3 protein-coding genes and 2 pseudogenes are annotated in these 13399 nt (G+C 64.6%); all 5 read right to left on the bottom strand.

Features of this window, described 5'->3' with window-relative positions; all coding sequences use genetic code 11:
• A partial coding sequence (locus tag NLY33_RS29435) for a transglycosylase SLT domain-containing protein (RefSeq protein ID WP_353620303.1) occupies positions 1–413 on the bottom strand: 413 nt, incomplete at its 3' end.
• Positions 414–461: 48 nt separating this feature from the next.
• Positions 462–855 (bottom strand): annotated as a pseudogene (locus NLY33_RS29430) (hypothetical protein).
• A gap of 68 nt (positions 856–923) precedes the next feature.
• The gene (locus NLY33_RS29425; RefSeq protein WP_286439442.1) at positions 924–1094 is read right to left on the bottom strand and encodes a hypothetical protein; all 171 of its coding nucleotides are present in this window, start codon (positions 1092–1094) and stop codon (positions 924–926) included.
• 142 nt (positions 1095–1236) lie between these two features.
• Positions 1237–1359 carry a hypothetical protein gene (locus NLY33_RS29710; RefSeq protein WP_502882063.1) on the bottom strand — a complete coding sequence of 41 codons (123 nt, stop codon included), beginning with the start codon at positions 1357–1359 and terminating at the stop codon, positions 1237–1239.
• 1733 nt (positions 1360–3092) lie between these two features.
• Positions 3093–11078, bottom strand: a pseudogene (locus NLY33_RS29415) (cadherin-like domain-containing protein); the annotation flags it as partial.
• Positions 11079–13399 lie beyond the last annotated feature (2321 nt).

The raw sequence follows: 13399 nt of genomic DNA, 5'->3' as shown, positions 1-13399 counted from the left end.
ACTTCATGACGGTGGTGCAGAGATCGCCTGCGGCAAGGCTGTTTGCCTGCGCCAGATATCTGACCGAGCGCGATGTTGGTCGCCGGCGCGCCAAGCTCGTCGAGCGAGCCACGAAAGCCCAGCATTCGGGCCGTCGCGGGCATTACCTGCATCAACCCGACCTCACCATCGGCGCCGTGCACATCGGGATCGAATCCGCTTTCGATCTCCATCACCGCGTGCGCCAGCACCGGCTCCAGGCCGTAGAGCGATGCCTGGCATGTCGCAAACGCCTTGAATGTCGCGCGCGTCCATTCGGAGGCGGTGTCGCAGCGAACCGGCCGCCTCAAGCCGAACGGTGCTGGTCTCTCCAGGCTAGGTCGTTCCAGCCAGTTGGCGCAGGCTTGAGTGGCAAGCTGGCCAAAACCGGTCAATGCGATCGCTCCGGCGATCGCCTCGTCAATCGTCCGCCGACCATCGGGTCAGCCAACCGGCACTGCCGGATCCCTTTCGGTCAGTTCATACTCGACCATGCGGTCGTGGAAGCACTCGCACTTGTTGAGCGTGTCCTCGTCCTTGTAGTTCGTCTTGAGGTAGCCATAGCCATGCCGCAGGCGACCTTGGCTTCCGACGCCAGACGAAGGCGGGACGAATTGATCCATTCCGAGCTGTTGGCGACGGCCACCGACTCGTCCATCAGCTTGACCACCTGACCTTGAGATCGACGATGTTGTCGTTCAACACCAGGTTCGATGTGCCGACGGTCCGGCAATAGTCGGCCACCGGCCCGTCGATGATGTCGGCGGCATAGCCCGTCGATCCGACTGCCAGAAACAGCGTCGCAGCGGAAACCAACAGTCTTACGGAACGTTTCATGATGAGATCCCCCTCTGTATTCCTAATCTCTAATACATAGCATAGTCGCGTGGCCCCGCACCATGCTCCTAGACCACGTTTGCCGTTGTCGTATGCTGCGTCACTCCGTCATCGTAGAGCAGGGTGATCGTGTTGGCGACGGGTGCGTTCGTCAAGGTGGCCACGTCCACGAAATTGGCGCCGTTGGCCAAACCGTCGGCGTCGACGCTGACAGTGTTCGTTCCCGCATTGTAGTTCACGAAGTCGCCGACATTTGGCCCCTCCGGCGGCTGTATCGAACAGTGAGGTAAGGTCGATGATGTCGCCATGGCCGCCGACAACCGCTGTAGTCAGCGATAAGATCTTTGATGTCGAGTGCTCGAGCCTTGAACGTATCGACGCCTATACCACCGGTGAGCGTGTCCTGACCGAACCGCCGATCAGCAGGTCGTTGCCGTCGCCGCCGAACAGTATGTCCGCTCCCGAGCCGCCGTAAAGCGTGTCGTTACCGGAGTTGCCCGACAAGGTATCATCGCCGCGTCCGCCGGAGAGGATATCAGCCTGGAGATTGAGTCCATTGAGGGTGTCGTTGCCGTCCTCGCCGAGCAGCGTGGTTTCTGTCGCGTCGTGGTGTGAGTGTCCACGCCCGAAGTTCCTTGCCAGGTGCTGAGGTCGGGCGAAAGGTGTGCCGTCACTGACCCGGCAATTGGGTCGCCGTCACCGTCGGTTGCCGTGACCGGGATCGAGATGTCGAACGGTGTGACGGCGTTGGCGGTCGTGTAGGTGACCGGGCCCAGTTTGAAGTCATTCGAGCCAACATTGGCCGAAATTTCGATTGCGCTGAACGGGTCTGAATTTGCAACCACGGTAAAGGTGTCGCCTTGCGCAAGACCGGTGATCGTCCACGTTCCGTCCCCATTGTTCGTTGCGGTCGGAGTAGCTCCGCCGGAGCCGTTGACGACAGTGACCAAGGCGCCGAGGGCCGTGCTTTCGCCGGTAACATCACCTATGTAGGTGTTATCATAGTCGGCGTTGACCGGGCGGATCGTTATAGAAACCAGGCCAGGTCCCGAGACATTGCCAATCCCCTGTGTATAGCTAGCCACCTCGTAGTGATCCGTATAGTGGGTTCCCGCCCCGATGCCCGCGGGGGTTCCGGCGATGGTGCCGTCGGTGGTTGCATTGCTGACGAAATCGAAGCGGATCTTCTCACCAGGGCTGATGCTGTTTCCGCCATCGACGCCCCAACTGCCCGTGCTGGTGTTCACGGAATTGGGGCTGTTGGCGGTTGCGAGCAGGTCGCTGGTTGAGCCGATGGAGTCCAGGACAATCGCTTGGTTGTTGCCACCGCTTGGCGAGAAGTTCGCCGTATTGAACTGGTTGCCGGCAAACATCGTCGCGGCCTGGGTGTATGTCCAAGTATCTGTCGCCGGGTTCAGGGTCGCCGTGAAAGCGAGGTCGCTGCCGTTCGCGGCCGAGGTCCGTCCCTCCACAGTATGCGTATCGACGACGTGGAAGAAGACCTGCTCGCCATTCAGGAATATGTTTGTGCTGCCTGATGTGACGGCCGCGCCTTCGGTCACGTTGAACACGACATTGCCAACGCCGTCAGCACCGGCGCTCGCGGCAAAATTGATGCTCTCCGTCAGCACCGTATGCGTGGTGTTTTCCACGAAGATGCCATCCGGCTTGAATGGCAGCGGAACGTCGTCCAGGACCGTCAGATTGACCGATCCGGAAACATGATCACCGCTGGTGTCGGTTGCCACCACCTGAAGCCCGTTGATGGTGACGTTGCCCGAGCCGGCAAGATGCTGGAGCTGGTCGGTCAGTGTCGCGGTAACGACGGGTGTCAACGAACTGTTGGCGCCGGCGCTTGTGTTTGACAGCGCCAGATAGACGAATGCGCCGAGGTTCACGCTGCCGGCCGTTTGTATCAGACTGCCGACGAGTTGGTTGCCGACGAGCGCCCAGCTGATTGTGTATCCAGAGGCTAGGCCAGAAACAGTCGGCGCCACCCAGTTTGGATCGCCGGTCGGGTTGGCGAATGCAACATTAATGGCTTCGCCGGTCGTGGTGAAGGTGATGCCGCTGATTGCTTGCGCCGTCTCGCCGCGACTGCTCGGATTGGTGCCGGTCACGGCCCCAGCTTGGAGATCCGCGGGCGCCGAGGCATCGAGCGTAGTGTCGAGCGCGGCTTCGTTCAATGTCAACGACGCTGTCCCGCCACCCGATGGAACGGTGTTGGTCTGCACATTCAGGGTCACCGTGGCCGTCGAAGTGTCGCCGTCACCGTCCTTGATCGTGTATGTGAAAGAGTCCGAGCCGATATAGATGCCCGTCGGCGTGTAGGTGAACGTTCCATCGTTGTTGTAGGTGACGGTGCCGTGAGCACCGTTGGTGGCGGTCACCTGGCCGCTGACCGGATTGTTGTCGGTGTCGACGCCATCGGCGCCGAATTTGTCGTTGTCCAAGAGACCAGTGAGAACCGTTGCACCTGTGATGGTCGGAGCCCAGGTGTCGTTCGTGGCCGTCGGCACGTCGTCGACGATGGCGACGTTGATGGTGCCGGTGGTGGTGTTGCCGTTGGCGTCGGTGACCTTGTAGGTGAAGCTCTCTGCGGCGTTGACGGTGTCGGTACCGGCGGTCGCCGGTCCATGCACCGGTGAGGTCAGCGTGTAGACATAGGTGCCGTCGGTATTGACCTGGATGGTGCCGTAGGTGCCTGCGGTGGCGGCATTGCCGCCGCTCAGCAGCTGATAGGTCAGCGGTGCGAAGCCGCCAGTGGCGTTGAGCTGGTTGGAGGCATCGGTCTCGGTGGCCAGGGCCGGCAGCGAGCCGGTCACCGAGCCGTGCGCAAGGTCGGCGCCGCTCGTGGTGGTGTCGAGTGCGGCTTCGTTGACCGTCACGTCGTTGTCGGCCGGTGCAACAAGCCCGGCATCGGCCAGGTTGATGGTCAGCGTCGTCGTCGACAGGTCGCCGTCACCGTCCTTGAGCGTGTAGACGAACACGTCCGTGGTGTTGGCGGCGATGTTGTTGGCCGTCGACTGGTAGGTGTAGGAGCCGTCGGCGTTGAGATGCAAAGTGCCGTGCAGGCCGGCAATGTCGGTGCCGACACCGCCCGATACGGCCGTCGTGGTGTTGCCGCCGGCGGCGCGCACGCCATCGATGGTGGCGCCGTCGGCGCCGGCCACGTCGTTGCCCAGCACGCCGGTCGCGGCGACCGTCAGCAGGGCGCCTTCATTGACATTGCCGCTGTCGGCGGTGGCCGTCGGCACGTCGTCGACGATGGCGACGTTGATGGTGCCGGTGGTGGTGTTGCCGTTGGCGTCGGTGACCTTGTAGGTGAAGCTCTCTGCGGCGTTGACGGTGTCGGTACCGGCGGTCGCCGGTCCATGCACCGGTGAGGTCAGCGTGTAGACATAGGTGCCGTCGGTATTGACCTGGATGGTGCCGTAGGTGCCTGCGGTGGCGGCATTGCCGCCGCTCAGCAGCTGATAGGTCAGCGGTGCGAAGCCGCCAGTGGCGTTGAGCTGGTTGGAGGCATCGGTCTCGGTGGCCAGGGCCGGCAGCGAGCCGGTCACCGAGCCGTGCGCAAGGTCGGCGCCGCTCGTGGTGGTGTCGAGTGCGGCTTCGTTGACCGTCACGTCGTTGTCGGCCGGTGCAACAAGCCCGGCATCGGCCAGGTTGATGGTCAACGTCGTCGTCGACAGGTCGCCGTCACCGTCCTTGAGCGTGTAGACGAACACGTCCGTGGTGTCGGCGGCGATGTTGTTGGCCGTCGACTGGTAGGTGTAGGAGCCGTCGGCGTTGAGATGCAAAGTGCCGTGCAGGCCGGCAATGTCGGTGCCGACACCGCCCGATACGGCCGTCGTGGTGTTGCCGCCGGCGGCGCGCACGCCATCGATGGTGGCGCCGTCGGCGCCGGCCACGTCGTTGCCCAGCACGCCGGTCGCGGCGACCGTCAGCAGGGCGCCTTCATTGACATTGCCGCTGTCGGCGGTGGCCGTCGGCACGTCGTCGACGATGGCGACGTTGATGGTGCCGGTGGTGGTGTTGCCGTTGGCGTCGGTGACCTTGTAGGTGAAGCTCTCTGCGGCGTTGACGGTGTCGGTACCGGCGGTCGCCGGTCCATGCACCGGTGAGGTCAGCGTGTAGACATAGGTGCCGTCGGTATTGACCTGGATGGTGCCGTAGGTGCCTGCGGTGGCGGCATTGCCGCCGCTCAGCAGCTGATAGGTCAGCGGTGCGAAGCCGCCAGTGGCGTTGAGCTGGTTGGAGGCATCGGTCTCGGTGGCCAGGGCCGGCAGCGAGCCGGTCACCGAGCCGTGCGCAAGGTCGGCGCCGCTCGTGGTGGTGTCGAGTGCGGCTTCGTTGACCGTCACGTCGTTGTCGGCCGGTGCAACAAGCCCGGCATCGGCCAGGTTGATGGTCAACGTCGTCGTCGACAGGTCGCCGTCACCGTCCTTGAGCGTGTAGACGAACACGTCCGTGGTGTCGGCGGCGATGTTGTTGGCCGTCGACTGGTAGGTGTAGGAGCCGTCGGCGTTGAGATGCAAAGTGCCGTGCAGGCCGGCAATGTCGGTGCCGACACCGCCCGATACGGCCGTCGTGGTGTTGCCGCCGGCGGCGCGCACGCCATCGATGGTGGCGCCGTCGGCGCCGGCCACGTCGTTGCCCAGCACGCCGGTCGCGGCGACCGTCAGCAGGGCGCCTTCATTGACATTGCCGCTGTCGGCGGTGGCCGTCGGCACGTCGTCGACGATGGCGACGTTGATGGTGCCGGTGGTGGTGTTGCCGTTGGCGTCGGTGACCTTGTAGGTGAAGCTCTCTGCGGCGTTGACGGTGTCGGTACCGGCGGTCGCCGGTCCATGCACCGGTGAGGTCAGCGTGTAGACATAGGTGCCGTCGGTATTGACCTGGATGGTGCCGTAGGTGCCTGCGGTGGCGGCATTGCCGCCGCTCAGCAGCTGATAGGTCAGCGGTGCGAAGCCGCCAGTGGCGTTGAGCTGGTTGGAGGCATCGGTCTCGGTGGCCAGGGCCGGCAGCGAGCCGGTCACCGAGCCGTGCGCAAGGTCGGCGCCGCTCGTGGTGGTGTCGAGTGCGGCTTCGTTGACCGTCACGTCGTTGTCGGCCGGTGCAACAAGCCCGGCATCGGCCAGGTTGATGGTCAGCGTCGTCGTCGACAGGTCGCCGTCACCGTCCTTGAGCGTGTAGACGAACACGTCCGTGGTGTCGGCGGCGATGTTGTTGGCCGTCGACTGGTAGGTGTAGGAGCCGTCGGCGTTGAGATGCAAAGTGCCGTGCAGGCCGGCAATGTCGGTGCCGACACCGCCCGATACGGCCGTCGTGGTGTTGCCGCCGGCGGCGCGCACGCCATCGATGGTGGCGCCGTCGGCGCCGGCCACGTCGTTGCCCAGCACGCCGGTCGCGGCGACCGTCAGCAGGGCGCCTTCATTGACATTGCCGCTGTCGGCGGTGGCCGTCGGCACGTCGTCGACGATGGCGACGTTGATGGTGCCGGTGGTGGTGTTGCCGTTGGCGTCGGTGACCTTGTAGGTGAAGCTCTCTGCGGCGTTGACGGTGTCGGTACCGGCGGTCGCCGGTCCATGCACCGGTGAGGTCAGCGTGTAGACATAGGTGCCGTCGGTATTGACCTGGATGGTGCCGTAGGTGCCTGCGGTGGCGGCATTGCCGCCGCTCAGCAGCTGATAGGTCAGCGGTGCGAAGCCGCCAGTGGCGTTGAGCTGGTTGGAGGCATCGGTCTCGGTGGCCAGGGCCGGCAGCGAGCCGGTCACCGAGCCGTGCGCAAGGTCGGCGCCGCTCGTGGTGGTGTCGAGTGCGGCTTCGTTGACCGTCACGTCGTTGTCGGCCGGTGCAACAAGCCCGGCATCGGCCAGGTTGATGGTCAACGTCGTCGTCGACAGGTCGCCGTCACCGTCCTTGAGCGTGTAGACGAACACGTCCGTGGTGTCGGCGGCGATGTTGTTGGCCGTCGACTGGTAGGTGTAGGAGCCGTCGGCGTTGAGATGCAAAGTGCCGTGCAGGCCGGCAATGTCGGTGCCGACACCGCCCGATACGGCCGTCGTGGTGTTGCCGCCGGCGGCGCGCACGCCATCGATGGTGGCGCCGTCGGCGCCGGCCACGTCGTTGCCCAGCACGCCGGTCGCGGCGACCGTCAGCAGGGCGCCTTCATTGACATTGCCGCTGTCGGCGGTGGCCGTCGGCACGTCGTCGACGATGGCGACGTTGATGGTGCCGGTGGTGGTGTTGCCGTTGGCGTCGGTGACCTTGTAGGTGAAGCTCTCTGCGGCGTTGACGGTGTCGGTACCGGCGGTCGCCGGTCCATGCACCGGTGAGGTCAGCGTGTAGACATAGGTGCCGTCGGTATTGACCTGGATGGTGCCGTAGGTGCCTGCGGTGGCGGCATTGCCGCCGCTCAGCAGCTGATAGGTCAGCGGTGCGAAGCCGCCAGTGGCGTTGAGCTGGTTGGAGGCATCGGTCTCGGTGGCCAGGGCCGGCAGCGAGCCGGTCACCGAGCCGTGCGCAAGGTCGGCGCCGCTCGTGGTGGTGTCGAGTGCGGCTTCGTTGACCGTCACGTCGTTGTCGGCCGGTGCAACAAGCCCGGCATCGGCCAGGTTGATGGTCAGCGTCGTCGTCGACAGGTCGCCGTCACCGTCCTTGAGCGTGTAGACGAACACGTCCGTGGTGTCGGCGGCGATGTTGTTGGCCGTCGACTGGTAGGTGTAGGAGCCGTCGGCGTTGAGATGCAAAGTGCCGTGCAGGCCGGCAATGTCGGTGCCGACACCGCCCGATACGGCCGTCGTGGTGTTGCCGCCGGCGGCGCGCACGCCATCGATGGTGGCGCCGTCGGCGCCGGCCACGTCGTTGCCCAGCACGCCGGTCGCGGCGACCGTCAGCAGGGCCCCTTCATTGACATTGCCGCTGTCGGCGGTGGCCGTCGGCACGTCGTCGACGATGGCGACGTTGATGGTGCCGGTGGTGGTGTTGCCGTTGGCGTCGGTGACCTTGTAGGTGAAGCTCTCTGCGGCGTTGACGGTGTCGGTACCGGCGGTCGCCGGTCCATGCACCGGTGAGGTCAGCGTGTAGACATAGGTGCCGTCGGTATTGACCTGGATGGTGCCGTAGGTGCCTGCGGTGGCGGCATTGCCGCCGCTCAGCAGCTGATAGGTCAGCGGTGCGAAGCCGCCAGTGGCGTTGAGCTGGTTGGAGGCATCGGTCTCGGTGGCCAGGGCCGGCAGCGAGCCGGTCACCGAGCCGTGCGCAAGGTCGGCGCCGCTCGTGGTGGTGTCGAGTGCGGCTTCGTTGACCGTCACGTCGTTGTCGGCCGGTGCAACAAGCCCGGCATCGGCCAGGTTGATGGTCAACGTCGTCGTCGACAGGTCGCCGTCACCGTCCTTGAGCGTGTAGACGAACACGTCCGTGGTGTCGGCGGCGATGTTGTTGGCCGTCGACTGGTAGGTGTAGGAGCCGTCGGCGTTGAGATGCAAAGTGCCGTGCAGGCCGGCAATGTCGGTGCCGACACCGCCCGATACGGCCGTCGTGGTGTTGCCGCCGGCGGCGCGCACGCCATCGATGGTGGCGCCGTCGGCGCCGGCCACGTCGTTGCCCAGCACGCCGGTCGCGGCGACCGTCAGCAGGGCGCCTTCATTGACATTGCCGCTGTCGGCGGTGGCCGTCGGCACGTCGTCGACGATGGCGACGTTGATGGTGCCGGTGGTGGTGTTGCCGTTGGCGTCGGTGACCTTGTAGGTGAAGCTCTCTGCGGCGTTGACGGTGTCGGTACCGGCGGTCGCCGGTCCATGCACCGGTGAGGTCAGCGTGTAGACATAGGTGCCGTCGGTATTGACCTGGATGGTGCCGTAGGTGCCTGCGGTGGCGGCATTGCCGCCGCTCAGCAGCTGATAGGTCAGCGGTGCGAAGCCGCCAGTGGCGTTGAGCTGGTTGGAGGCATCGGTCTCGGTGGCCAGGGCCGGCAGCGAGCCGGTCACCGAGCCGTGCGCAAGGTCGGCGCCGCTCGTGGTGGTGTCGAGTGCGGCTTCGTTGACCGTCACGTCGTTGTCGGCCGGTGCAACAAGCCCGGCATCGGCCAGGTTGATGGTCAACGTCGTCGTCGACAGGTCGCCGTCACCGTCCTTGAGCGTGTAGACGAACACGTCCGTGGTGTCGGCGGCGATGTTGTTGGCCGTCGACTGGTAGGTGTAGGAGCCGTCGGCGTTGAGATGCAAAGTGCCGTGCAGGCCGGCAATGTCGGTGCCGACACCGCCCGATACGGCCGTCGTGGTGTTGCCGCCGGCGGCGCGCACGCCATCGATGGTGGCGCCGTCGGCGCCGGCCACGTCGTTGCCCAGCACGCCGGTCGCGGCGACCGTCAGCAGGGCGCCTTCATTGACATTGCCGCTGTCGGCGGTGGCCGTCGGCACGTCGTCGACGATGGCGACGTTGATGGTGCCGGTGGTGGTGTTGCCGTTGGCGTCGGTGACCTTGTAGGTGAAGCTCTCTGCGGCGTTGACGGTGTCGGTACCGGCGGTCGCCGGTCCATGCACCGGTGAGGTCAGCGTGTAGACATAGGTGCCGTCGGTATTGACCTGGATGGTGCCGTAGGTGCCTGCGGTGGCGGCATTGCCGCCGCTCAGCAGCTGATAGGTCAGCGGTGCGAAGCCGCCAGTGGCGTTGAGCTGGTTGGAGGCATCGGTCTCGGTGGCCAGGGCCGGCAGCGAGCCGGTCACCGAGCCGTGCGCAAGGTCGGCGCCGCTCGTGGTGGTGTCGAGTGCGGCTTCGTTGACCGTCACGTCGTTGTCGGCCGGTGCAACAAGCCCGGCATCGGCCAGGTTGATGGTCAACGTCGTCGTCGACAGGTCGCCGTCACCGTCCTTGAGCGTGTAGACGAACACGTCCGTGGTGTCGGCGGCGATGTTGTTGGCCGTCGACTGGTAGGTGTAGGAGCCGTCGGCGTTGAGATGCAAAGTGCCGTGCAGGCCGGCAATGTCGGTGCCGACACCGCCCGATACGGCCGTCGTGGTGTTGCCGCCGGCGGCGCGCACGCCATCGATGGTGGCGCCGTCGGCGCCGGCCACGTCGTTGCCCAGCACGCCGGTCGCGGCGACCGTCAGCAGGGCGCCTTCATTGACATTGCCGCTGTCGGCGGTGGCCGTCGGCACGTCGTCGACGATATCGATCACGATCGCCGCCGGGGCTGACGAGGAGGTGCCGTCCGACACGGTGAGCGAGAAGGTCTCGGTCTCGGTGACGGCGGGAACGTCCGTGGTCGGGCTGGTCAGCGTGTACTGGTAGGTCGCTACGCCGGTTACCGCGTTGTAGCCGGTGATCAGCAGCGTGCCGTGGTCGCCCGGGAAGGTCGAACCGTTGAGGCTGCCGATGGCAACCGTGGTGCCGCCGATGGTGACGCTCTGGACGTCGTCGAGGCCGTCGGGGTCCGACACGGTGAAGGTGCCGGTCGCCACCGTGCTGCCGTTGCCGGCCGCTGAACCCGCCGGAAGGCCCGCTTCATAGACCAGGTCGTGGGCGCCGGCCGGATTACCCTGGTTGACGACGATCTGCGGCGCGTCGTTGGTGCCGTTGATGGTGATGGTCAGGGACGCCAGAGCGGTATCGCCGTCGCCATCCGCCACAGCATAGTCGAAGCTCTCGGCCACGGTCTGGCCGACATCCAGCGCCTGTACCGCGGCATACCCGGCCGGGTTCTGGGCTTGGGTGTAGAGCACATATGTGTAGCTGCCGTCGGCGCCCACCGTAAGCTGGCCGTAGGTTCCAGCAACGTGGTTGGCAACGGCGCCGTCCCAGGTGATCGAGCCCAGGCCGTCGGTGCCGAGGTGATCCGCCTGGCCGTCGGTTGCGTTTGCGTCGGCGCCACCCACGCCCGTGATCACATTGCCGTCCGCCGTGAGCGGCCCATCTTCGGTGACCGAGTCCTGATCGTTGACCGCAACCGGGCCATCATCCTGGAATTCGATGCTCAACGCGACATGGGATACGGCGGTGCTCGTGTCGCCGTCGAAATCGGTGATGGTGGCCTTGACGTGCAGGTCGGCGGCGACGGTCGCTATGTCGTCAAAGGCTGCGGTGCTTGAACCGTCGACATTGTGAGCGATCGGCTGATATTGCCCGATCCAGACCGCTCCGGTCGGATCGACATAAACCTTGAAGACGTCGACGCCGTTGGCAGAACCAACGAGAACGCCGTCCGAATTTGTCGAGAGCATGATTGCCAGGCCGTCGAGTGTCTTCAGGCCCGAATCGATGTTTGCCAGCGGGTTGCCGTTCGCATCCGTCACCGCAAAGGAGAACGTCGCGTCGTCGTCCGCGCCAACCGACGCATTGAACAGGCCGAGTGCACTGGCTGATGATTTTGCGTAACCTAGTGCGTCTGGTTCGGTGACCAGGGCAGGCGGGGGAAGCGCGGTGTCGTTGGCCGGATTGGGATCCGCGGCATTGTTGACGCCGGCGGATTCGTCGTGGCTGACCCTGAAGACCTCCGTCTGCGTGGTGACGGTGGTGATCTTGGCTTCGATGCCGAAGATCTTGAAGGGGTTGCCGCCAGTCAAGGTCGCATCGGTTCCGCCAGCGTTGGAATCGAAGGTAAAATCGTTGTAGTTGCCCACCTTGAGCTGGTCGAACGGGGTGCTGCCGATGACCTCGACAGTCGCACCATCCGGCACGCCGGCGAAGGCATAGCCCACCTGCGCGCCGCCCTCGAAGACAGCCGTGCCGGCCGTCAGCACACCATTGATGCTCACGGTGAACGGCTCGAATGTGCCACCGTCCTTGGCGCCGATGAACATCACGGCGGCTTCGACACCCTGGGCTTCCGCAACATCGATCGTGAACTTGACCGAGTCGACGTCGTATGAACCACCGTCGGTGATACTGGGCGGATTCGGATTGTTGGGGGCGATGACAAGATTGTTGACGAAGTCCATCGTCACGATTTCGGGGCCGGTCAAATGCGGATGGGTTTCGTATCCGTCGATGATCTGGCCGTCGCCAACGCCGATCTTGGTGCCGGTGGTGTTGACGGAATTGTCGCCTTCGTTGATGTCGACGGCGCTGAGCTTGATGTCGTGGTTGCCTGCGCCATCCATGCCGCGAACATCGGTGTTGCCGGCCTGCAGCGTGTAGACGATCGTTTCGGTCGTGGTTGTGGTCGTCGTGCCGGCATCCCGCGCGACGATCTGCGGAACGTCGTCGAGCACCTGGACCTTGAATGTACCAGCCGCCAGTCCGATGGTATCGCCGTCACCGTCCATGGCAACGACAAAGGCCGAAAGATCGATACCGCCATTGGCAAGCGTATTTTCGGTGTTGTCGCCCGGGAGCATATCCAGAGTCGGATGATCGATCTGATCGATCAGGGTGAAGACATAGGAGCCGTCCGCACCGACGGTCAGGGTGAAAACAGGACGATCCGTGCCCGCCTGATAGCCGGCGCCGGCGCCTACATCGACATAGCCGGTCAGGGTCGTGCCGTCGGAGACGATGAGGACATTGCCGCCTTTCGAATCAAATCCCGAATCCGATGGGGTGGTTTGGGTGACAAGGCCGAAGGCCGAAGTCGCATTCGGGCCGTCAGAGCCGAAGTCGACGATTGCATTCAATGCGCCGGCAGCACCGATGGCAACCGCGGAGTTTGTTCCGGTCACTTCGCCAGGCTGAAGATTGTCGGCATTTCCGGTGGACTGGCTGTTGTGCAGGCCATCCTCGTCGACATTCGCGGTGATCTGGGCGGTGCCAATGGCCTTCGGCCCGTCATCGTCGAAGGAGAATGCCGAGCCCTTGCCGTCGATCAGGTCGACGGTCGCCTTCTCGGTGACGGTGTCGCCGTCGCCGTCCTGGCGCGTCACCTCATATTGCAGCTGAACCTGGCCGCCATTGGTCAGCGACAGATTGAGTTCGGAATCGAACTTGTTGCCGTCTGCGCCATGGTTGAGCGCTTCGTAGAGCGTGGTCTGCAGCTGCTCGGCGCCCGGCGCGCCAGTGATCGCGATGGTCAGAACCTGATTGAGCTGCGTGTCGCGGCCGACGATAACGCCGCCCTCGAGGAACAGTGTGATGGCGCCGCCATCGGTGGCAGTGAGATTCGTGGCAAGGCCACCGGCCGGAATGCCGGTGAAGCTCAAAGTTCCGGTGACGGTTCCAGGACCGTCCGAACCATAGCTGCCGCCGATCGTGAACAGATTGGTCAGTCCGCCCGATACTGCCGTGTTGACCTGTGCCAGGCCCGGACCGGCATCATCCGTGTTGGCGTTGCCGCCGGCGTCTTCGGTCTCGCCGATAGCGCCATTGTAGCGGTCCGCGCCAACCGTCTCGTCGAGCTCGACCGAAAGCAGGCCAGCGGCTCCATCGTGGGTGCCGACCGTAAGGCTTGGCCCGTCATCGTCGAAGGAGAATGCCGAGCCGTTGCCGTCGATCAGATCGACGGTAGCCTTCTCGATGACGGTGTCGCCGTCGCCGTCCTGGCGCGTCACCTCATATTGCAGCTGAACCTGGCCGCCATTGGTCAGCGACAGATTGAGTTCGGAATCGA

The organism is Mesorhizobium sp. C432A (genome assembly GCF_030323145.1).
GTDB lineage: Bacteria > Pseudomonadota > Alphaproteobacteria > Rhizobiales > Rhizobiaceae > Mesorhizobium.
The sequence above is the reverse complement of the archived record's forward strand: the minus strand, read 5'-3'. Positions and strand labels throughout refer to the sequence as shown.